At 44.0% G+C, this 23056-nt stretch carries 21 protein-coding genes; 2 read left to right on the plus strand and 19 right to left on the minus strand.

What is annotated here, in order from left to right:
* Nucleotides 1-18: 18 nt before the first annotated feature.
* From GO620_RS11070 to GO620_RS11135, 14 genes are all read right to left on the minus strand, one after another.
* Entirely contained in the window at nucleotides 19-732 is a 714-nt protein-coding gene (locus GO620_RS11070; protein ID WP_157525423.1) for a cytochrome c oxidase subunit 3, read from the minus strand.
* A gap of 18 nt (nucleotides 733-750) precedes the next feature.
* Nucleotides 751-1332 (minus strand): cytochrome c oxidase subunit 3, encoded by a 582-nt coding sequence (locus tag GO620_RS11075; protein WP_157525424.1) that lies wholly within the window; start codon nucleotides 1330-1332, stop codon nucleotides 751-753.
* 5 nt (nucleotides 1333-1337) lie between these two features.
* Complete coding sequence (gene cyoE, locus GO620_RS11080) at nucleotides 1338-2195, minus strand: heme o synthase (protein ID WP_157525425.1); 858 nt, start codon at nucleotides 2193-2195, stop codon at nucleotides 1338-1340.
* Nucleotides 2192-3250, minus strand: a complete 1059-nt coding sequence (locus GO620_RS11085; RefSeq protein WP_157525426.1) for a COX15/CtaA family protein — start codon at nucleotides 3248-3250, stop codon at nucleotides 2192-2194. Before GO620_RS11085 ends, cyoE begins: the two co-directional genes overlap by 4 nt.
* An 81-nt stretch (nucleotides 3251-3331) precedes the next feature.
* Complete coding sequence (locus tag GO620_RS11090) at nucleotides 3332-5224, minus strand: cytochrome c oxidase subunit I (RefSeq protein ID WP_157525427.1); 1893 nt, start codon at nucleotides 5222-5224, stop codon at nucleotides 3332-3334.
* Between the two features lie 18 nt (nucleotides 5225-5242).
* Entirely contained in the window at nucleotides 5243-6430 is a 1188-nt protein-coding gene (locus GO620_RS11095; RefSeq protein WP_157525428.1) for a cytochrome c oxidase subunit II, read from the minus strand.
* 48 nt (nucleotides 6431-6478) lie between these two features.
* Nucleotides 6479-7756, minus strand: a complete 1278-nt coding sequence (locus GO620_RS11100; protein WP_157525429.1) for a quinol:cytochrome C oxidoreductase — start codon at nucleotides 7754-7756, stop codon at nucleotides 6479-6481.
* 14 nt (nucleotides 7757-7770) lie between these two features.
* Nucleotides 7771-8346: a c-type cytochrome gene (locus GO620_RS11105; protein ID WP_317198304.1), complete on the minus strand. Its 576-nt coding sequence runs from the start codon at nucleotides 8344-8346 to the stop codon at nucleotides 7771-7773.
* A complete protein-coding gene (locus GO620_RS11110) occupies nucleotides 8339-8878 on the minus strand; it encodes a DUF3341 domain-containing protein (protein ID WP_157525431.1) in 540 nt (179 codons plus the stop codon). Before GO620_RS11110 ends, GO620_RS11105 begins: the two co-directional genes overlap by 8 nt.
* A gap of 2 nt (nucleotides 8879-8880) precedes the next feature.
* Nucleotides 8881-10353 (minus strand): NrfD/PsrC family molybdoenzyme membrane anchor subunit, encoded by a 1473-nt coding sequence (nrfD, locus tag GO620_RS11115; RefSeq protein WP_157525432.1) that lies wholly within the window; start codon nucleotides 10351-10353, stop codon nucleotides 8881-8883.
* A 24-nt stretch (nucleotides 10354-10377) separates the two neighbouring features.
* Complete coding sequence (locus tag GO620_RS11120; protein ID WP_157525433.1) at nucleotides 10378-13425, minus strand: TAT-variant-translocated molybdopterin oxidoreductase; 3048 nt, start codon at nucleotides 13423-13425, stop codon at nucleotides 10378-10380.
* Between the two features lie 95 nt (nucleotides 13426-13520).
* Nucleotides 13521-14792 (minus strand): c-type cytochrome, encoded by a 1272-nt coding sequence (locus tag GO620_RS11125; protein WP_157525434.1) that lies wholly within the window; start codon nucleotides 14790-14792, stop codon nucleotides 13521-13523.
* 264 nt (nucleotides 14793-15056) lie between these two features.
* Nucleotides 15057-16037, minus strand: coding sequence for a deoxyhypusine synthase family protein (locus GO620_RS11130; RefSeq protein WP_157525435.1), 981 nt, complete (start codon nucleotides 16035-16037; stop codon nucleotides 15057-15059).
* A 110-nt stretch (nucleotides 16038-16147) separates the two neighbouring features.
* A complete protein-coding gene (locus GO620_RS11135; protein ID WP_157525436.1) occupies nucleotides 16148-17746 on the minus strand; it encodes an ATP-binding protein in 1599 nt (532 codons plus the stop codon).
* A gap of 134 nt (nucleotides 17747-17880) precedes the next feature.
* Here GO620_RS11135 and GO620_RS11140 point away from each other — a divergent pair, with 134 nt between their 5' ends.
* Nucleotides 17881-19017: a BamA/TamA family outer membrane protein gene (locus GO620_RS11140; protein ID WP_157525437.1), complete on the plus strand. Its 1137-nt coding sequence runs from the start codon at nucleotides 17881-17883 to the stop codon at nucleotides 19015-19017.
* A gap of 87 nt (nucleotides 19018-19104) precedes the next feature.
* Here GO620_RS11140 and GO620_RS11145 read toward each other — a convergent pair whose 3' ends face one another.
* Nucleotides 19105-19890: an O-methyltransferase gene (locus tag GO620_RS11145; RefSeq protein WP_157525438.1), complete on the minus strand. Its 786-nt coding sequence runs from the start codon at nucleotides 19888-19890 to the stop codon at nucleotides 19105-19107.
* On the opposite strand from GO620_RS11145, the gene GO620_RS11150 reads away from it, so the two are divergent.
* Entirely contained in the window at nucleotides 19889-20788 is a 900-nt protein-coding gene (locus tag GO620_RS11150) for a transglutaminase-like domain-containing protein (RefSeq protein ID WP_244139403.1), read from the plus strand. The two genes, GO620_RS11145 and GO620_RS11150, sit on opposite strands and share 2 nt — an antisense overlap.
* Before the next feature lie 29 nt (nucleotides 20789-20817).
* On the opposite strand, the gene GO620_RS11155 is transcribed toward GO620_RS11150, so the two are convergent.
* The 4 genes from GO620_RS11155 to GO620_RS11170 form a co-directional block, all read right to left on the minus strand.
* Nucleotides 20818-21339 carry a contractile injection system tape measure protein gene (locus GO620_RS11155; RefSeq protein WP_157525439.1) on the minus strand — a complete coding sequence of 174 codons (522 nt, stop codon included), beginning with the start codon at nucleotides 21337-21339 and terminating at the stop codon, nucleotides 20818-20820.
* 84 nt (nucleotides 21340-21423) lie between these two features.
* Nucleotides 21424-21780: a HepT-like ribonuclease domain-containing protein gene (locus GO620_RS11160; protein WP_200229909.1), complete on the minus strand. Its 357-nt coding sequence runs from the start codon at nucleotides 21778-21780 to the stop codon at nucleotides 21424-21426.
* Nucleotides 21777-22067, minus strand: coding sequence for a nucleotidyltransferase family protein (locus GO620_RS11165; protein WP_157525441.1), 291 nt, complete (start codon nucleotides 22065-22067; stop codon nucleotides 21777-21779). The genes GO620_RS11160 and GO620_RS11165 overlap by 4 nt, the downstream gene beginning before the upstream one ends.
* Before the next feature lie 39 nt (nucleotides 22068-22106).
* Nucleotides 22107-23018 carry an alpha/beta hydrolase gene (locus GO620_RS11170; RefSeq protein WP_157525442.1) on the minus strand — a complete coding sequence of 304 codons (912 nt, stop codon included), beginning with the start codon at nucleotides 23016-23018 and terminating at the stop codon, nucleotides 22107-22109.
* Nucleotides 23019-23056: the final 38 nt, after the last annotated feature.

Here is a 23056-nt window from a genome sequence, read left to right on the forward strand (position 1 = left end):
ATAAGGTCTTTAAAACTTTTAAACTAAATAGAAGAATGTAAATACGAATACCCAAACAAGGTCTACAAAGTGCCAGTAAAGGCCAACTTTTTCAATCATCAAATAGCTTCCGCGTTTCTCATAAGTTCCTTTCAAAACGTTGATTAGAATGATAATATTGATAATCACACCGCTAAATACGTGGAAACCGTGAAAACCTGTAATGGTGAAAAAAAGGTTAGCGAATTGCTGGGTATAAGTCCTTGAAAGGGGCGCACCTTCGTGGAAATACTCTTTCAAATCCGTAGGCGTGCGTCCCCACCAGAAACCATCATGGTGTAAGTGCGTCCACTCTAATGCTTGGCAGCCCAGGAACATAAAACCACCTATAATGGTCAATACCATCCACATGGCTACTTCTTTTCTGGCTCCGCGGTGACCTGCCTCTACACCCAAAACCATGGTTACAGAACTCATGATGAGGATAAAAGTCATGATACCTACGAATACCAGGGGAGCCCCATGTTCTATCAGAAAAGGAACAGATTGAAACACCAGATCTGCAGCAGGCCAGCTGTTTGCACTAAAGCGTAACGCGCCGTAAGATATAAGCAGCGATGAGAATGTAAACGCGTCTGATAACAGGAAAAACCACATCATGATCTTTCCGTACTCTGTAGCAAATGGCGAGCGGCCACCAGCCCACGGAGTGGTTTTAACCTGGTCTATTTGTGATACTGTAGTTGTACTCATGTACTTTTTGCAGAATTATTAATGTTGGTTCAAAAGTAAAAAAACGTAGAGATAAATCCATACAATATCAACAAAATGCCAAAATATTGATGACATGTCCATACTGAAGATATTCATCACCTGTGGTGTACTGCGGTAACTTTTTCGCAGGCTGATGCTTAACAACACCAAACCAGCCAAAATGTGTAGCAAATGTACACCGGTCATAATATAAACAAAGCTTATAGACGCGTTAGGATTGATGAGGTACGCGTGCATATTGATCAGCTCATTCCATGCAAACACTTGTAGAACAAAGAAGGCAACCCCCAATCCAATCGTCGCCCATAAAAAAAGGCGCTGCTTTTCAAACTGCAAACGTTTGGCCGCCCGGCTTGCCATAAACAGGGTTAAGCTGCTGGCCACTATCACCAAAGTATTATATAAGAATATTCTCGGTAGTTGCAGGTTCAATTGGTGGCTTTTACTGCCGCCCGCGTAAACTATAAAACCGCTGGTAAAGGCCATAAAAAGCATAAACGATGTGAACAGGAATATCCACATGTTAAACTTCTTGGGTGCCAGGTTAAGGCGGTCTGTATTTTGGTGCACTTGTGCCATTACAATCACTTCCCTATAAAATCAAATAAAAACATTAACTGCACAACCGGCAGGTATAAAAATGATCCAAACATTAAGCTACGCGCCGCTTTAATTTCTAAAGTGCGCATCAGGTTAAAAGCTTGGTATAAAAATATCAAGCTAAATACCGCAGATACAATAGCCAGATACATGCCGCTATGGTTGTAAAGCCACGGCAGTAAACTTACCGGCAACAATATCAGCGTGCTTATAAAGGTAATAACAGCACTTGGTAAATTACGTTTGCCTGTTGGCAGTAACCTAAAGCCGGCTAGTTTATAATCATCATCCAACACCCAGGCAATAGCCCAAAAGTGCGGAAACTGCCACACGAATTGTATGCCGAACAAAATTAACGCGATATCATCGATTTGTGGATGCGCAGCTACATAACCAATAAGTGGAGGCAATGCACCAGGTATTGCGCCAACAAAAACCGCAATCGGTGATTTTCTTTTTAATGGCGTATAGGCAAATGCGTAAAGAATTATCGAGAATACCGATAAGAAACCTGTAAGCAGGTTTAGCTTTTGTAACAGGTAAGTACCCAAAATTCCCATAAATAACCCAATTACAAGCGCCTGGCCCGTGGTCATACGCTCGGCTGGCAATGGGCGGTCAGACGTACGCTTCATCATCCTGTCCAGGTCCTTTTCTATAATCTCGTTAAAGCAATTGGCGGCAGATGTTACCAAAAAGCCCCCAACTATCAATATCGCCCAATTTTCCCAATTGATATAGCCGTTTACCTTACTGCCGATCAGGAATGATATAGACGCGGAGAAGACCACCAAAAAAGTGAGCCTGAATTTTACCAGCTTTACAAAATCGCTCAGTTTCATGCAGCCCTCCCCTGCAGGGTGCCCTGCTTAGTTAAATTCAATAATAAATAAAATTGAGCGCCAAACACCAGGCTGGCTAAAGTGATATGTGCAGCTTGTGCAAAGGCAGGCAGCATCCAGTAAGACATGATTATACCGGTGACGATCTGCAGCATAATTAGCAGAAAAGTAAGGCTCATCAGTTGCTGCTGCAAGGAATGGCGGTTATAGTTTTTACGCACCAGTATAAACAGGGCTACATTAATGAGCACCACAGCTATCGCGATGTTGCGGTGGTCTGACAGCGCATTACCTACTTCACTTACCCAGTCGTTGCGTAACCCTTCAGAATGGGCGGATACAGCATCTATTTCTTCGCGAAGGTTTGTACCGGCAACAATTTGTATAATGCTTACAACCAAGCTTAAAATACCAAGGAAAAATAAGCCGCCTGCAATACCGCCGCGGTTACGATCGAAATTTTTTGCCAGGTAATAAGTGTAGATCGCGATAGCAAGAATAGCTAAAGCGAGTAACATATGGACTGTTACAATCCAACTGGTCAAATTAGTAGATACCACAACTGACCCAAGCCAGCCCTGAACACCAATTAATACTAAATTGACAACACTTAAAAGCGGGATGGTATTCTCAGCGCCACGATAACTAAAAGAATAAACAACAGCCGCAATCAGCAGGAAACCTGCAACAACCCCAACCAGGCGGTTAACATATTCTGTCCATGTATTGGCGGCATTAAAATCTTCAACCAATAAAACGGAGCGGTCGCGACGTATGCGGTCTGCCAACTGATTGTATCCTAAAGCATCGAGCAACTTTGCGAAATGCGTGTTCTTTTTTACCCTGCGGCCGATGTATTTTTCTTTGTAATCTTTAGGCAATTGTGAAGCATCTGTCGGCGGGATATATCTACCGAAACACTTAGGCCAGTCGGGGCAGCCCATACCAGAACCTGAACTGCGCACCACACCCCCGGCCAAAATCACCAGAAAAAGCGATGCAATTGCTGCAACGTTTACTTTCCTGAATTTGGTACGGCGCGACGCTATGCTCATTGATGTTAAAAAAATTAGGGTATCTGTTCCGGTAAATGTTACGGAGCAGATACCCTAAATATCAGGTCTTTTATGCCTGTGTTATTTTACTTCTTCTTGGGGATTCTGGTTCTTCAACCAGTCGTTGTAATTGCCCAGGCCAATCGGGTTGTCCTCAAAGTCGTGAGGCAAATTTGATGTCATGGTCTCAGAATAAGGCACGGTCTGCTGTATAAAGTCTTCATCTGCACCCGGCTTGCTGTAATCATAAGCCCAACGGTAAACAGTTGGAATTTCGCCCGGCCAGTTACCGTGGATGCGTTCAACTGGTGCGGTCCACTCAAGCGTTGTAGCATTCCAAGGGTTTTGAACAGATTTTTTACCAAAGAATATAGAATGGATAAAGTTAAACAAGAACGCTACCTGTGCAACTGCCGCCATAATAGCAGACCAGGTTATAAACGTATTCACAGATACCCATTTCTTTAAAGATTCGATCTCTGTAAATGCGTAGTAACGACGTGGCACACCGTCAAGGCCCATAAAGTGCATTGGGAAGAATACCAGGTAAGCGCCAATGAAAGTAAGCCAGAAGTGAAGGTAGCCCAAACGCTCGTCCATCATACGGCCAAACATTCGCGGGAACCAATGGTAAACACCTGCAAGCATACCAAATATAGCTGCAGAACCCATTACCAGGTGGAAGTGGGCAACAACAAAATAAGTATCATGTAAGTTAATATCGAGTGCAGCATTACCCAGGAATATACCGGTAATACCACCAGAGATAAAAAATGATACCAAACCTATAGCGAAAAGCATCGCAGGTGTAAACCTGATGTTACCACGCCACAACGTAGCAAGCCAGTTAAATGTCTTAACCGCCGATGGCACCGCGATGATCAACGTTGTGATCATAAACACACCACCCAGGAACGGATTCATACCCGTTACAAACATGTGGTGGCCCCACACGATAAAAGATAATACCGTAATACCGATAAGCGAGTAAACCATAGCGTGGTAACCGAAGATTGGTTTGCGGCTGTTTACACTCATTACCTCTGAAGCGATACCCATTGCTGGCATAATAACGATATATACTTCGGGGTGGCCCAGGAACCAGAACAAGTGCTGGAACAATATCGGGCTACCGCCTTCAAAGTTCATTACTTTGCCAGCCAGTACAATATCTGATAAGTAGAAACTGGTACCAACGCTGCGGTCAAATATCAATAACACTACACCTGCAACAAGCACAGGGAATGCAAGGATACCCAGGATAGCGGTTAAGAAAAACGCCCAGATGGTTAACGGCATTTTCCAAAGGTCCATGCCTTTGGTACGCATGTTCAATACGGTACTAACATAGTTGATAGCGCCTAATAATGACGAGGCGATGAACATCACCATACTTACCAACCATAAGGTCATACCTTCGGCAGAACCGGGCATTGCTTTAGGTAGTGCAGATAACGGCGGATAAATTGTCCAGCCACCGCTTGCAGGGCCTTTTTGTACAATGAATGAGCTTAACATCACAACGCTTGCACCGAAGAACAACCAGTAAGAAAGCATATTCATAAACGGCGAAGCCATATCGCGGGCACCTAATTGCAGAGGAATAAGCAGGTTACTGAAAGTACCGCTCAAACCGGCTGTCAACACAAAGAATACCATGATAGTACCGTGGATAGTTACCAGGGACAGATAAAAGTCTGTGCTGATGCGGCCATCAGGTGCAAAGCGGCCTAATAAAGTCTCCAGCAAAGGAAAGCTTTTATCGGGGTAAGCCAGCTGGATACGGAAAAGTATAGATAAGATCATCGCGATAACCGCCATAGTAATACCCGTAATAAGGAATTGCTTAGCGATCATTTTATGATCCTGGCTGAAAACGTATTTGGTTAAAAAGGTATCGTGGTGAGCATGATCATCATGACCGTGGTCATGATGTTCTGTTCCGTAGTGACCTTCAACTGCTAATGTAGACATAGTAGCTTTTTTCTTGTATTAATTGTTTAACGCTAACCTTTTATTATCACTTTTTACAGAACCTGCATCTGCCATTTTCAACTCTTTTTTCAAAGCGTCTGACAGATATGGTTTTTGATGTGCAAGCCATACCTGATACTCTGCCTGAGATACCACGCGTACTACTTTTTGCATGTTATAGTGGCTTCCACCGCAGATCTTGTTACAATACATGCGATACTCAAACGTTGGATCGTCAAGCCTGTTGCGCATATCATTGGTAGTGATAATAGGTACAAATTTAAAGAAGGTAGGCAAGCCCGGTACAGCATTCATCTGCACGCGGAAGTTTGGCATGTACATACTATGTATAACATCTTGCGCTAAAATATTAATGCGGATAGATTTGTTAACAGGGAGTACGATAGTGTCAGCCGCTAAATCATCGAGGCTATGACGATCCTGAAAATCGACACCCAATTTATTTGTTCCTGTGATCAGTTTATAGCTTTTTCTGCCTAACTGACCGTCCCGACCGGGGTAACGTACTTCCCATGCAAACTGGTGCCCTGTAATATCAATGTTTAACGAAGCCTTTTCGCCTTTAGCGTCAACAGTGTTAGTGATCTCTCTCCATGTAAAGAAGCCAAACACAACCAGTACCGTTAACACGATAGCAGGAATGATTGTCCAAACCTTCTCAATGGTATTATTATGCGGCAAATAGTATGCTTTGCGTTTTTCAGAACCGCGGTATTTAAATGCGAAGCCGAACAACAGTATCTGTGTGCCGATAAATACGATAACGGTGATACCAAAAGTGATCCAAAACATGTGGTCAATTTTAATACCGTGCAATGAAGCAGATTCCGGCAAGATCATGCTGCCTTGAACAGAGAACGACCACCAAACACCAATCATACCTATCACCAAAAAGGCAATAAAGAAATAAGCCATAAGGTTATTCAATTTTATAGGCTCTTTATGTTGTATCTGCTGGGTAATGTCATAAACCTTAAGTATTTTACCAATTATGGCAATTGCAAGGCATATCACCAAAAACAGCAATACGTAGTAACCGGGGCCCACCCAAACGTTTGCCTTTTCGGTCGCTGCAGGGGTAGTAGCGTTAACAGTAGCCTGTGCCCAAACACCTGTTGCAGATAATAAAAGCAAGGTTAATGCAGCAAAGAACTTGTTTATATTTATGAGTTTTCTGAATGCCATTTTATAGTTCGGTTTGGTATTCTTCAATTTTTACAAAGTTAGCAATTATTAAATGTGATGATGAAGGCTCTCGTCTACAAACGGGTGTTTAGCCGGCACTAACGCTTTAAATTTACTTAAGGCTGTAAGTGCGGTAAAGGTGAATAAGCCTGCAAAACCGACGAAGATGGCAAAGTCTTCTATACCAAAAGGAACTTTAGCCCCTTCAGGCAATTTTAATGTACCCGGCATGATCATTAGGTAGTAGTCTAACCAGTGGCCGATGATCAACACAATACATACAATTTTAACGCGTTGTAATACCCTTTTAGCGTCGCGCGACATTAATAATAACAATGGCGACACAAAGTTTAACACAATGTTTAACCAGAACCACCATTTATATTCGGGCTCCCAGCGTTTGTAGAAATACACAGACTCCTCCGGCATGTTGGCATACCAGGTTAAGAAGAACTGTGCAAACCAAACGTATGTCCAGAAGATAGAGAAACCAAACATCAGTTTACCCAATGTATGAATGTGGTCTACATGTATCCATTGGAAATAACCGCTCTGATACATATAGATTAATATCAAGGTGATCACAGATAAACCTGCTACGTGTAAGGCAGCCAGGTTATACCAGCCAAACATGGTAGAGAACCAGTGCGCTTCTAAAGACATTACACCACCAAATGCGAAGATCGGGTATGTAAAGCCAAAGATTACCAGGAATATCAATGAATACTTAAAGCTTTTCTCGTAGTTAACCATTCCGCCCATTTGATCTTCTGTTTCAGAAAACCTAACCAGCATACGGCCAAATAACGCGTATAAGAATAGTAAAACAATGATAGTACCTAAAAAGAACGGAATGTTAAGGAAAGGTGCTTTACCTGTGATGATAGCATCATAGATCTTGCTTGAAGGGTCGGTCAAACCCTTAGTGGCCCAGTGCGCATACAAATAAGGGGCTTTTACTTCATGGCCTTCAATCATCTCGGGATGGGTAGTAAATAAACCCGCAAGGATGATCACTATTAATATTAAGCCTGCAATTGGCAGTGTACGTGCCAAAGCTTGTGGTATACGCAAAATTGCTACAGACCAGCCCGCTTGTGCCGCGTATTGGTACGCCATAAAAAACACACCGCAAATACAAACGCAGGCAAAGTAATAACCGCAAAGCAACAGATTAGAAAAGGTACGCTGAATGCCCATCTCGCCGTGATCGGCAAAGAACCCATATAAAATGCCTAAGACACCTATAACAATTGCTACCAAGCTCCAGGTTTTTATCTTGCCTGTAAACTCGTAATGGTTGTCAAAACTATATTCAGTTTTCATCTATCTCTAATTGCTTATAAGTTTTGTAAATGATGAACATAAGTGATCACTTTCCATCTCTCTTCCGGTGCTAACTGCGACGCGTATGAACCCATAGAGTTTACGCCGTAAGTAATGGTGTGATATATTTTACCATCTGTCAATTCTTTCATGGCGCCACCGCGAGATGACTGGCCCTTAGAATAAGATGGCGGAGCCGGGAAACCGTGCTGAACCACCAAACCATCGCCCTGGCCTGTTACGCCATGGCAAGGCGAGCAGTAGTGCTCAAACAAAACCTTACCCTCATCAAAGTTGGCTTTGTTTTGAGCGATAGGGTTTTTAACCTCGAGGCCGGCTTGTAAATAACCGTCTTTAGTATTTGGATAGTCAAAGCGGGTAAAACCCAATGGAATTGTACCTGCAGGCGGCACCTGTGCAGTTTTACCGTCTTTAAAGTTCGGGTTCTTCTGGTCAGGGTCGTAAGCAATATGTTCATACATATTGGGTGCATACTCCCAACCGGTGCTCTTGTTGTCTTTACAAGAGGTAGCCAGTATGGTTGCAGCAATAGTAACAGCTGTAATACCCAATACTTTATATTTATTCATAGCTAACATATTTTCTTTCGTTATGCTTAACTTCTGTGGCACCTGCTTCTGTTAAAATGCGGGTGATATCTTCGTGCGGAAGGCTTAAGCCCTTTGGATTTATAGCGATAACAAATTTATCATTAGTGGCACGCAGATCCATAACACGTGCCGTGCGACCGGGGAACAAGTGCGTTGCGAAAAAGAATGTACCTACCATGCCAAACGCAGTGAACAATACGGTCCACTCAAAGCAAAAAGGCACAAAATCGGGCATGGCAAAGTGTGGCTTGCCGCCAATGTTCATTGGCCAGTCATGAACAAGTGTGTAATACACTATGCTGAATATTACGCTCAAACCTGTGCAGCCGCAAAGAAATGCTGCATAACCAAGGCGCGAATCTTTAATGTTCAATTTATCTTCTATACCGTGGATTGGCATTGGCGTGTACACATCATAAATAGTAACACTATTTTTCTGCAGGCCATCGATGCCGTCCATCATTTCATCAGGGTCATCAAAAACACCCAATATCATTTTAGTGCTGCTCATGGTTATACGTTTTCGTAGTCAGACAGCTCAACGCTATCGTATTTTTGTAATGATTCTTTGTAAAACTGTACTTGTTCAGGATCAAGGTGGCCTTCTTTAATTTGTTTAAGCTTCATTTGCTCACTTGCAGTTTTAAGCAAAAGCTTAACCTCGCCGATAGCCAGTGATGGAGCCAAACGAATAAATATCAGGAACATGGTAAAGAACAAGCCTATCGAACCGATGAAGATACTTACGTCAACCCAGCTTGGATAGAACATTACCCAGCTAGATGGTACATAGTCGCGGTGCAGTGATGTTACGATGATCACAAAACGCTCGAACCACATACCGATATTTACGATAATAGAAAGAATCCAGGATGCCATAATACTCAAACGGATCTTTCGGAACCAGAATAACTGCGGTGTAATTACGTTACAGGTCATCATGCTCCAGTACGCCCACCAGTAAGGACCGGTTGAACGGTTGATGAACGCGTATTGCTCATATTCTACACCTGAGTACCATGCGATAAAGAATTCTGTCAGGTAAGCTACACCTACAATAGAACCCGTCAAAATGATGATCTTGTTCATCGACTCGATGTGGAACATGGTAATGTAGTTCTCTAAACCTAATACCTTACGGGCTACCAATAATAGTGTTTGCACCATAGCAAAACCAGAGAAGATAGCACCCGCAACGAAGTATGGCGGGAAGATGGTAGTATGCCATCCCGGTTCAAGCGATGTAGCAAAGTCAAAGGACACGATTGTGTGTACCGAAAGTACCAGTGGCGTTGATATACCTGCAAGGATCAATGATACAGTTTCAAAACGTTGCCAGGTTTTTACTGAACCTGTCCAGCCGAATGATGCTATGCCATACATCTTTTGTTTAAGGCCTGTAGCCCTGTCGCGAATAGCGGCAAGATCGGGCAGTAAACCTGTATACCAGAATACCAATGATACAGAGAAATAAGTCGATATCGCGAACACGTCCATCATCAGGGCCGAGTTCCAGTTTACCCAAAGAGAACCGTATTGGTTTGGCAATGGTAACGTCCAGTAAGCTAACCAGGGGCGGCCCATGTGACCGAAAATGTACGTGGCTGCACAGATTACCGCGAAGATGGTCATCGCTTCTGCAGAGCGGTTGATCGAGTTACGCCAGTTTTGACGGAAAATCAAAAGTACCGCGGAGATGAGCGTACCCGCGTGGCCGATACCTACCCACCATACGAAACCGGTGATATCCCAAGCCCAGCCAACTGTTTTATTCAACCCCCATTCGCCTACACCGAACCAAAAGGTCCAGCTGATGGCAAATACCCACAGGGCGGCAAACAAAGATGCTACGCCGAAGCCTATCCACCAGGCTTTGCTTGGATTACTTTCAACAGGGAGTAATACTTCGTCGGTAATTTGCCCGTAGGTTATATTCCTGCCGGTAATTAACGGTTCCCTTATTATTGATTCTTTGTGAGATGACATATAGTATTTTTTATCTCTTTTAAATTAAGCCCCTGTTACAGTTGTGTTTCTGATCTTAGCCTGGTAACCAATACCCGGTTTAACGTTAAGCTCTTCTAACACATAATAAGTACGCTCGCTCTTCAATGCTTTTGCAACTTCAGAGTTAGGGTCATTAAGGTTACCGAAAACAATTGCGTTTGTAGGGCATGATTGCTGACAAGCCATTTTAACTTCACCGTCCTGTAACGGGCGTTTCTCCAGCTTGGCTTTCAATTTACCTGCCTGTATACGCTGCACGCACATGCTGCATTTCTCCATTACACCACGGAAACGGGTAGTAACGTCAGGGTTAAGCACAAGCTCGGTGTATTCATTTTGGATATAGTTCTCAAAACGAGAGTCATTCCAGTAGTTAAACCAGTTGAAACGGCGCACTTTGTAAGGGCAGTTGTTTGCACAATAACGTGTACCTACGCAACGGTTATAGGTCATCATGTTCAAGCCTTCGCTTGAGTGTGTGGTGGCCAATACCGGGCATACAGTTTCACAAGGCGCGTGGTCGCAATGCTGGCAAAGCATTGGCTGGTAAGTAACCTGTACATGATCAAGATCATCAAGTTTGTTGATCTCTTTTTCTTTAGTTACAGATTTTTCACCGTCTTTAAAGCTGTAGTAACGGTCAATACGTATCCAGTGCATCTCGCGGCGGTTACGCACTTCATCGCGTCCCACAACCGGAACGTTATTCTCCGCAGTACACGCAACTATACAAGATCCGCAGCCTGTACAAGCGTTAAGATCTATAGCCATTACCCAGTTGTAGGTTGGGCGTTGGTATTCGTCCCAAAGATCATAATTCTCTTTGCCTTCGCCTTTACCGGTGATCGACTCAGGATTTTTAACGTATTGGGTTAAAGTACCTTCTTTGATAATGCTGTTACGGCCTTCGTAAGAGTGGTGTGTTTGCGTTTGCGCGAACACATATGTCAATGCGCCGGTCTTTTTAACATCGGCAACAATTGAATTCTGGAAAGTACCGTTGCGGTAAGTTGCAAACGGGAACGCGTTTTTACCTACGCCCTCACCTACTTTACCCGCTTTTGTGCGGCCATAACCTACCGACACAGAAATAGTGCCTTGTGCTTGTCCCGGCTGGTAAAGCACCGGCAGGTCAATAGTATAACCGTTAGCGGTGATCGAGATCCAATCGCCTTCTTCTAAGCCCCATTGTTTAGCAGTTTTAACCGCGATGGCAGCAAAGTTATCCCATGTTACTTTAGTAACCGGATCAGGCAATTCTTGTAACCATGGGTTGTTAGCTTTTTTGCCGTCGCCAAGGTTAGGGCTTTCAAATATTTGCAGTTCTAATTTACCGTCGCCGCTTGCAGCTATCTGGCTTGCATGGCCGGCAATAGTTTGAACAACAGCGTTGAGATCTTTGCTAAAGGTGTAAGTGCCGGCCGGTTTAGCGGCAGCTTTTACATAGCCTGTTTGCAATAATTTTTCCCATCCGGCCTGGCCGCTTAAACCTGCAATAGGCATAATGGTTTTCTCCCAGGTGTTACGTACGTAAGTGTAGTAATCTTTAACCGGCGCGTTAGCCCAAACCAATAAGCTTTGCTCTGCAGGGCGGGTATCATAAACCGGATTAATTGTTGGCTGGATAATAGTATAGTAACCTTCTGCAGCGTTTGCATCGCCCCAGGTTTCTAAGTAGTGGCTTTGAGGCGCAATAATATTAGAAACAGCAGCAGTCTCATCGCGGTAAGCCGACAATGAGACCAGCAGTTTGGTTTTGCCTAAAGCAGCTTTAAATGCTTTGGCGTCGTAATAATCATAAATTGGGTTGCTGTTTAAAAAGAACACACAGTCAACCTCGCCGCGGTTCATCTCATTAACCAACTCAACAATACCGGCATCGTTACCATTGTATTGTTTTGATGGATTATCAAGATCGATAGTGGTACTGTAGCTGCCTAACAAAGAGTTGATAGCATTAACCAATATCTGTGTAGCTACATCATTGCTTCCCGAAACCACTAAAGCGCGGCCTTTTGCCGCCATCAATTCTTTAGCTGCGAGGGTAATAGCGGTATCTGTAGCGGCATTGCTTACTTTTTTACCGCCACCAAGCGTGTTACCACTAAGCGCGTTGTATAAGCTAATGATCGCGGTGCCCTCTTCTGAAGGTTTGATCGGCATACGCACGTCGGCGTTACTGCCGGTTAGGCTCATACCTGTCTCGAACTGGATGTGGCGAGACATTTTCTTTTCTTCTAAGGCTTTTGCGGCACGGTTAGAAGCATATTGACGGCTAAACTCTGTGTGTGAGATCCAGCTGCCTAAGAAATCGGCGCCGAAGCTTACAATAACATCAGCCTTGTCAAAATTGTAATGCGGTAATACGGCTTTACCAAAGCTATTTTGATTAGCCTGGATGATACCTGTATAAGATACTGCATCGTATACTACGTGTTTTGCAGTAGGATAAGCGGCAATGAAATCGGCAATTACACCTAAAGTAGATGGGCTGTTGATGCTTGACGTTACCAGGCGGATACCTTTACCAGATGCTTTTGTAGTTGCTAAACGGTTTTTTATATAGGTGTCGATCGCGTCCCAGCCGCTTTCGCCGCCGTCTTGCATAGGGCCTTTTAAACGGCTTGAATCATACAGATCTAATACAGAAGCCTGTGCAGCTGATGATGTACCGCCTTTGCCAAAAATATCGTTAGGGTTACCTTCAATTTTAATAGGACGGCCTTCGCGGGTCTTTACCAATATAGCCTGGCCTTCGTAACTAGATACATAGAAGTTGGCCAAACCCGGGGTGATCTCTTCAGGCTTTATTAAGTAAGGGATAGATTTGTGAACCGGAACCTTTTGGCAGGCTGCTAATGACACAGCACCAACGCCAAAACCTAAAGCTTTTAAAAAGTCGCGGCGCGGAGTTTTTGATTTAAGCCCGTCGCCCTCTAATATATCTTCGATAGGGATAGGCTCTGCAAACTCGTGCTTGTTCTTTTCAACAAACTCGGGAGTTTTGTTCAGTTCTTCTAAACCTTTCCAGTATTTTTTATTGCTTTCCATTTAAGCTATATAAACTGTAATTGCTAAGTTTCTTTTTTTAAATTTTCGATTCGCGATGATGTCTCACATCTCAAATCTCACATCTCACTTCTAAATTAATAGTGGCATTTAGCGCACTCTAAACCACCCATTTGCGCCTCAGTAACGTGACCGCCATTTTTGATCACATCATGTATAGCAACCATTTTCTCGTAGTATGCATTGCCTTTAGAATTAACGTTGGTACGTTTGTGGCACTGTATACACCATTTCATGGTAAGCGGTGAGTACTGATAAACTTGTTTCATAGTTTGGATAGGGCCGTGGCAGCGCTGACACTCAATACCGGCAACCTTAGTATGCTGTGAGTGATTGAAGTAAGCGAAATCAGGCAGGTTGTGTACACGCACCCACTGAATTGGCCTTGCTTTAGTGCTGTCATATTTCTGGGTAGACGGATCGTAACCCAAAGCGTCATAGATCTTATGTATCTCCGGCGATTCTGTTTTAACCACTTTGTGGCAGTTCATACAAACGTTAAGAGACGGGATAGTAGCATTTTTGCTCTTGTAAGCACCACCGTGGCAATACTGGCAATTGATGCGCATTACCCCCGCGTGCAATTCGTGCGAATATTTGATTGGCTGCTCAGGCTGATAACCCTGGTGTACGTTAGTATTCCACATGGTTACCCAGCTCCAGCTACCGAAAGCGATGAACAAGCACAACACTACGAAGAAAACCAGTTTCTTGTTCTTAGCTAACCTTTTGATGGTTGCAAAACGATCAACTTTAACAGTTTCAACTTCTGCAGCTTCCAATTCTTCAGGAAGAAGATCGGCACGGTTAACCAATACTTTTTCTAATGTGCCGATAACCCTGTTTAAAACCAGGATAACAATAAAGGCAACTATCAGAACACCTATAAGGCTGAATATCAAAACTTCGCTTGGGCCACTGTCTGCAGTACTAGGGTCACCATTTGATGTTTTAGGTGTTGATTGTAATTTTTTGTAGTCGTCGCGAACGTAAGCGATGATGTTAGCAACGTCACCATCAGAAAGGTTGGTGAACACAGTCATTTGTGACTGGTTATACTCGTTGTAGATCTTTAATGCCTTAGGATCTTTTGCAGCGATAAGGGCCTGGTTGTTTTGGATCCACTTGGTAAGCCATTTATCATCAGTTTCTGATGAAATGGTTGGCCCAAGCGCCGGACCGGTCATACGAGCATCGATTTTGTGACAGGCAGTACAATTTGCTTTGAACAATGCTTCACCCTTTGCAGCATCTGCCTGCGCTTGTGCCGAAACAGCCATAAACGCGAACCCTGCAATCAGTAAAAGTGTCCTGGAAAATTGTTTAAATGTCAATGAGATATTTCTCATACAGTGTATTTGTGCTGAATATTTCGTAGTTAGTTTCTGTAATTAGCTTGCAGACGTATGCCAACACGGCTTTTTAACAGTCCACAAAAGTATAATTTATTAAACAATGGCTGACAAAGTAATGACACATAATCATAATTTATAATTGTTCTAAATAAATGACAAAAGCCCCTTGATTAAACGTCAGGGGGCTTTTTAATGATTAAGTGTTATAACAGCTGAAAAATAACGAGTTACTCATTTCAGCACTATTGCAAATATCAATTATTGCTTTAAAATCCATGCAAAAATTAGCGGCGCTACAATTGTGGCGTCACTTTCAACGATAAATTTTGGCGTGTCGATGTCCAGCTTGCCCCATGTGATCTTCTCATTGGGTACAGCACCCGAGTAAGATCCGTAAGAAGTGGTAGAGTCTGATATCTGGCAGAAATAGCTCCAAAAAGGGATGTTTTCCATCTCCATATCCTGATAAAGCATAGGAACTACGCAGATAGGGAAATCGCCGGCTATACCACCACCTATCTGGAAGAAACCTATCCCCTTACCTCCCGAATTTTTAGGGTACCAATCGGCAAGCCATGCCATGTATTCAATGCCGCTTTTCATGGTCGTAGCTTTTATTTCGCCCTTGATCACATAAGACGCGAAGATGTTGCCCATTGTAGAATCTTCCCATCCCGGTACCACAATTGGCAGGTTGCGTTCAGCAGCGGCCAGCATCCATGAGTTCTTCGGATCGATCTCGTAATACTGCTCTAACTCGCCGTTTAGCAATATTTTGTACATGTACTCATGCGGAAAGTAACGTTCGCCATTGTCGTCGGCATCTTTCCAAATTTTGTGGATGTGCTTTTGTAAACGGCGGAAAGCTTCTTCTTCTGGGATACAGGTATCGGTAACGCGGTTGTAATGGTTTTCTAACAAATCCCACTCATCCTGCGGGCTCAGGTCGCGGTAATTGGGCACCCGTTTATAGTGCGAGTGCGCTACCAGGTTCATGATGTCTTCTTCGAGGTTTGCACCGGTACATGAAATGATGTCTATCTTTCCCTGGCGGATCATTTCCGCCAGCGAAATGCCAAGTTCCGCAGTACTCATGGCACCTGCAAGGGTTACCATCATTTTACCACCTTCAAGCAGGTGGGTTTCATATCCCTTGGCTGCGTCAACCAACGCTGCAGCATTAAAATGCAAATAATTGCGCTCAATAAATTGAGATATAGGTCCTCTTGTAGTGCTCATTTTCAATCAAATAAATATTGGCGCAAAGGTAAGAAAGTCTGTAGCAGAATTTGCAGGATTTTAGAATTAGAGAACTAACGCTTTGGAAGCGTTTAAACACGAATATGAAGCTACAATGGCAGCGTAAACCAAAATGTACTGCCTTTGCCTAACTCGCTATCCACACCTATTTTGCCACCATGCTTTTTGATGATCTCCGCGCTGATGTAAAGCCCTAAACCAAGCCCGGAGAACTGCGCGCCTGCATGTTCTGACCGGTAATACCGGTCAAATAGCTTCATCACATTTTCGGGGTTAATGCCGGGTCCGTGATCTATGACGGAGATACGCGCGAAATTGTCGGCCTTATCTATCCGCAATGTAATTTCGAATGAATCAGGCGCATATTTAACCGCGTTGTTTACCATGTTTACCACCACCTGGTCTATACGGTGCTCATCTGCATAAACCCTTAAGTCAAGGTCGCCCTCAATATTCAAATGATACCTGCCTTCTGCGCGTATATGGCTGCAGCAATTGCGAAGCAACTCTGCAATAAGGAAATTAGTTTTAGCGAGATCCAGCTGGCCTGAATTTACTTTGCTGGCGTTCAACAGGTCATCTATCAGCATAGTGGTTTTATTCATGCTGCGGTTAGCCTGACTAATTAACTTTGCTATAGCCGGGTCGCCGGGGTTATCCCTTAGCCTGTCGAGCATTTGCAGGGTCGCTTTTAAACTTGTGATAGGCGTTTTAAGTTCGTGACTTGCCACGCTGATAAAATCGTCTTTATATTGTTCACGGCGCTTTTGGTCTGTTATATCCTGAACAGTGCCACTAAACCTTAAGGGCTTTTGGTCATCACTAAATACCGTTCGGCCTTTGGCGCGGACTATAATTTCTTTTTTGTCGTGCGGGTGGATGATCTTGTATTCTACGTCGTAAGTGCCCCCTGATCTGAAAGACATCGCCTCGTCTATGGCCGCTAGTATCCGCTGACGATCTTCCTCTGCTATGTTATCAGTAGCGTTTGCCAGATCTATTTCGTCATCGGCACCCAAACCAAACCATTGCTTTAACCTGGCATTACCGACAAACTTTCCTGTTTTAGGATTAAGGTCAAATGTGCCGAGGTCAGCAGCTTCTATAGCGAAACTTAGTTCATTACGGCTCTCAGCCAGGTTATCGTTCAGTTCTCTTAAAGCAGCGTAAGATTCGCTTACCTCTTCGTTGGTGACAGACAGTTCTTCGTTCATTGAAGCCAACTCTTCATTTGTGGCGGCCAATTCTTCATTTGTAGTGGCCAATTCTTCCATGAGCGTCTGTTCGCGCTGGCGGCCGAAGTAACGCTCACTTATGTCTGTAGCCGTGTGCAAAATACAGATCACTTTTCCGGCCTCATCTTTTACAGCCCGGTATTCAAAATCAAAGTAAATGGTTTTTAATTCGCCGTTAATCATCAGGTCGGCGGGGGTATCAGTACCTGATATGACCAGGCCTTCATTCCAAACCCTTTTGAACATGTCTATAAAGGGCTGACCTTTTAACTCGGGCAGGGCGGCTTCAAGCGATTTGCCTATTACACTGCTATCTTTACCCCATACATCAAGCATCGCCTGGTTTGCGGTTTGGATTACAGCATCTTCTGTAACGTGAATAGCAGTGGCAACCTTGGTTAGGTTGAGCACATCTATTAACTGCTTATCGGTTAATAACGGAATACTGTCCATGTAGAGTTTAGAGCGTATAGTTCCGGGCTAAGTAAAAGAGAGTAACTAAAAAAACAACTGATAAGTTTTAACGATTTTATAATTTCGGCATTGCTTAGCAAACAAAATTTGCTTCAAGTTTTTTTATTCCGCAAATGCGTAAAGCCTTATTGCTTATCACGCTGCTTGGCTGCAGCACTACCCTATTTGCCCAGCGCAACATTTTGCCCCGCTTTTTACGGCGGATGATCTTTGAGAAAGATACCAGCAAGCGCGGCAGCTTTTTCTTGCTGCCGGTGCTAAGTTCTGCACCGGAGACGGGCCTCGAAGTTGGCGCATCGGGGCTTTATTCTTTTTATACCGATACGTTAACCAAGGGGACAAGGGTATCGAACTTGTTTGGTTACGCTACTATAACAACAAAAGGCCAGGAGAGGTTAAGCCTGAGCACCAGCTACTGGACGCCGCAAAATCAATGGCATTATATAGCCGCGGCGAGTTATGTAAACTTCCCCGCCAATTTTTACGGGATTGGCAACAACACATTAAAAAGCTACAAGGTTGATCTGGGGCTGCAGCGCTTTAAGCTGAACCTTGAAGCCGACAAACGCCTTGGAAAATATATTTATCTGGGCGCAGTAGCCGGCGGATTTAATTACCGTTTTGAAAATAAAAACCCCGGCGGCGTGTTTGATACCGACACACGGGTAGAATACCGTAATGGCGGCAGCACTGTTTTTATAGGCCCCAGCCTGATATTCGATAGCCGCAATAACAACACTTACACCACAAAAGGCATTGTTGTTACCAGCTACTTTAACGCCATGCAGGGCTTGTTCGGGAATAATAGTTATAGCGGCGGCTTTTTTAACATAGAGTATGCGCAGTTCTTTTCATTAAACCGCAAGTTTGTTTTGGGATTGAACGTGCAGGACCAAAACCTTACAGGTGGCAGCTCGCCGTTTTATTTGCTGCCTGCCCTGGGCAGCGACGAGATGATGCGTGGATACTACAACGGCCGTTACCGCGACCGCAACCTCGTTGCGGGGCAGGCGGAACTGCGCTACCGCTTGAGCGACCGCATTGGCCTGGTGGGTTTCGCCGGAACGGGAACAGTGTTCAATACCAGCTTTAATGCCAAAGACCTTAAGCCGAACTATGGTGGCGGGTTACGTTATTTCTTCGACGTGGAAAAAGGCCTGTCTATCCGCGTGGACTATGGCTTTGGCGAAAAACGCCCCGGAGAAAGCCGGCAGAGCGGTTTATACCTGGCGTTGGGGGAAGCGTTTTAGGCCTCACCTAAATCCTCTCCAAAGGAGAGGACTTCGAAAAGATTGCGTTTAACCCCCTCTCCTTCGGACAGGGCCGGGGTGAGGCCTTCAAATCTGTATCTTAAAATCTTCCTTCATCCTGCCTTTCTTGAAGAATACCAAACCTATCCAAAACAAGTCAACGGTGGCAGTAACGTCAAGGTGTTTTTTTATTTCCGTCCATGCTTCTTTCATGCCTTCGCTCCAGTAAATATCGTCAAATATCAGTAGTGAGTTTTCATGCACTTTAGGCAGGCACCGGTTAAAATAATCCAGTGTAGCTTGCTTTTGGTGGTTACCGTCTATAAATACAAAATCAAGCTGATCCAGTTCGTTTATCAGCGGCGGAAGTGTGTCGTCAAAATTCCCGGTAATCAGTTGAATATTTTTAGCACCTGTTTTATCAAATCCTTTTTGAGCTACGCCGGCGGTTTGCGGGCAGCCCTCTAGGGTGTATATTTTAGCATTGGGCGCGGCTGCGTGTAAGTACAGGGTGGTAGTCCCCAGGCAGGTACCTAACTCTATGATGTTGGCGGGCTGTAAGTCGGCCGCCAGGCGATAAAGCAGCTGCGCCAGCTTAGGGGGTTTAAGCGCGTTCTTTGCTATCTGGCTTATCTTTTTTTGCTTATTGTTATTTACATGCGAGCCGGCGCCCAGGTCTGTAACGGTAATTTCGCTATCGTCATGCAATAGTTGTTTTCTGTAATTTTCAATTTCGGCGTATACGCTTTTGGGTTTAAAATCGTAAATTACTTCATCTACCAAACGGTACACAAAAGGCGAGTGTAAACCATGGCGGTTGCCGGCCTGTAACCTGTGTAATAGATAATCTTTAGCAAACTGCCACTTAAACATGGCGGTAAAAGTAGATAAAGGAATACATTTTATGCCCGAAATAACGCAATCAGAAATAAAATCACTTATAAAATTGTTAGACGATCCCGACCAGGAAATATTTGGCCATGTGCATGATAAGCTTTTCGGCCTGGGCGACGAGGCCATCGGTTTCTTAGAAGCCGCCTGGAGCGAGGCTTTTGACCCGATATTGCAGGAGCGTATTGCCGACCTGGTTCATGAAATACAATTTAACAACGTTAAAACCGACCTTAAGCTATGGTACCAAAGCGGCAGCTTTGACCTGCTGCGCGGTATCTTGACCATAAACAAATATCAATACCCTGACCTGGACGAGCAGAAAGTGATCAACCAGATTGAAAGCATTAAGCGCGATGTTTGGATGACCATGTACGCCGAAGGCAGCCCGGCCGACCATGTGAAGCTGATAAATCATGTGATCTACAATCTGCATGGCTTTAGCGGCAACACGGCAAACCATCAGGACCCGCAGAACAGCTACCTGAGCCAGGTATTGGAATCGCACAAAGGTAACCAGATATCACTGGCCATCATTTATAGCATCATAGCGCAGAAACTAGATATACCTATCTACGGCGTTAACCTGCCACAGCACTTTATACTGGCATACATTGATGAAAGTAAAGAGAGCGAGTTTGAAGGCGGCGTTTTGTTTTACATTAATGCCTTTAACAAAGGCCTGGTGTTTGGCCGCCGCGATGTAGACATGTTTCTGAAGCAATTGGGCGTAAAACCCGATAAGCAATTTTATGAGCCTTGCACCAATGCCGATATTATCCGCCGTGTACTTCGCAACCTCATCAGTGCGTATGAAAACTTAGGCTCGACCGATAAAGTTACTGAGCTGAACGAGCTGCTGGAGATAGTGTTGGAGTAAAAAGGACTTTTACCTTTAAAGAGTTCCGGCTAAATCGCCCAACTGACACTTAATGCCGTACTCATCCACGGTAATTTTATCTCTTCGAACGTCCATGGACAGGTCTGCAAGACCACATCGTATGAATGATTTGAAACTTCTAATTGCCAGCTATGACCGGTGTAACTTAAGTGACCCGGGCGCTGCAAAAAACTTTCTTTTAACGCCGTTGGTGATGAATTTCTGAGCTGAATCCAATTTGCAATAACAGCCTGTAATAACTCATCAGCAAGTCTTTGAATATCAAGATTTGGTGCCGGTTTTACTTGCCTGTGCGCGAGGTCTAATCCACAAAGTAAATTGATCAATCCGGCGCCGCTTTCATCATCCGCACCAACACAGTTTTGTAAGAACGCCGCAGCATCGTGCGGCTTTATCAGGCCACCGCTATCCGGATCAGTAAAATTTAGTCTCTTAAAAGCATTTGGCAGAAACGGGTTCAGCAGGACGATACCTGCATTATTAACGCCATATTTTTTAACCGTTGAAGTCATAGTTAATTCATCCACCATTTATCTTCATGCACCTTGCCAGTTGTGTAAATCAGTCGGCAGATTCTTTAGGGTTATCGGGCGGGCAGTTGCTTTTTAGAACTTTCAAATTCTTGCTTCCCGCTCAATTACCTCCAAAATGTCTTGATAATTTTGCGGAAGCTGCTCTTTGGCGATAGACCAGATTATTTCGTGATCGATCCCAAAATATTCGTGGCTTATCTTATTTCTTAAGCGATACATCTCTTCCCAAGGCACGTTGGGGTATTTTAATTTTATTTCGCTGGAGAGCCTTTTTGATGCTTCGCCTATCACTTCAAAATTTCTGATCACTGCATCAATGACCATATAATTATCTTGAAAAGCAATAAAATCCATAGAATCGAGATATTGAGTTATTCTCTCGATAGATAACTTAATGTCTTCTAAATATAAGAGAGGATCTCTTTCGTGTGGTTTCAAATATATTTTACCTGGCTTAATATATCTTCTTTAACTCGTTCCTTCAACGCATTCTTTGTTACCAGATCTATTTTCAGCCCGAATGATTTTTCTAAAAAGCTTTCGAGAGTAAAGAAGTTCCATCCTACAGGACGAGCAAATTCTACAAGCAGATCTAAATCGCTATCAGGATTAAATTTACCGGTAGCATAAGAACCAAAATAACCTATAGCGCTAACATTAAATTGTGTTGCCAAAACAGGTTTAATTTCCCTAAGCTTAGTTTCTATATCATTTACTGATAACATATTACAAAGCTAACTATTATATAATTAAGAAGTTGTCTGCTACTTTACCCCCCCATTTGCCTTCATCCACACTACCAATTCCGCAAACCAGTCGGCAGATTCTTTGGGGTTATTGAGCCCGAAGCCGTGGCCACCTGATTGGTAAATGTGCATCTCGGCTTTTACATTGGCGGCTAAAAGGTTGTTATAAAACATTAAGGCATTCTGTACAGGCACAACGTCATCGTCTTCCGCATGGGCAATGAATGTTGGCGGCGTATCTTTAGTGATCTGCTTCTCGTTAGAATACAGATCTAACATTTTCTGCGAAGCGTTCTTACCCAACAAATTATCCCGCGAACCCGTATGCGCATACTGCCCGAAGGTAATTACCGGGTAGATCAGCATCATAAAATCGGGACGCAGATTAACATTATCAGGATTAGGAACGACTGCTTTACTGTAATGCGTGCCTTCGGTAGATGCCAAATGCCCACCTGCAGAAAAACCCATGATCCCCACTTTTACCGGGTCGATGTGCCATTTTGCGGCATTTTGCCTTACCATCTGCATGGCGCGTTGTGCATCCTGCAGCGGGCCTATGGTTTTATCCACCATAATGCTGTCACTTGGTAAGCGGTATTTCAAGACAAAGGCGGTAATACCTATCTCGTTTAATTTCAACGCAACCTTTTGCCCTTCCTTAACCATAGATAAACCCGCGTAGCCCCCGCCCGGGCAAATCACTACCGCTGTACCATTCGCTTTACCTTCGGCGGGGAAAAATGGTAGCAACTGCGGCTTGCTCACTCTGCTCATCCAGTCGCCATTCTCAAATTTTTCTACGTAAGAAGCGGGGGTCGACTTGCTGTTCGGCACGCCTGCCGGATACAGGTCGATGGGGTCAGCTTGCTGTGCGTAGACTGCCACGGACATAGTGAATAGCAATAGGGCGGAGAAAAGGTATTTCATATCATAAATCTAAGACTTGTCATTTACGCGAAGTGAAG

The sequence above is a fragment of the Mucilaginibacter ginkgonis genome, from assembly GCF_009754905.2.
Classification (GTDB): domain Bacteria; phylum Bacteroidota; class Bacteroidia; order Sphingobacteriales; family Sphingobacteriaceae; genus Mucilaginibacter; species Mucilaginibacter ginkgonis.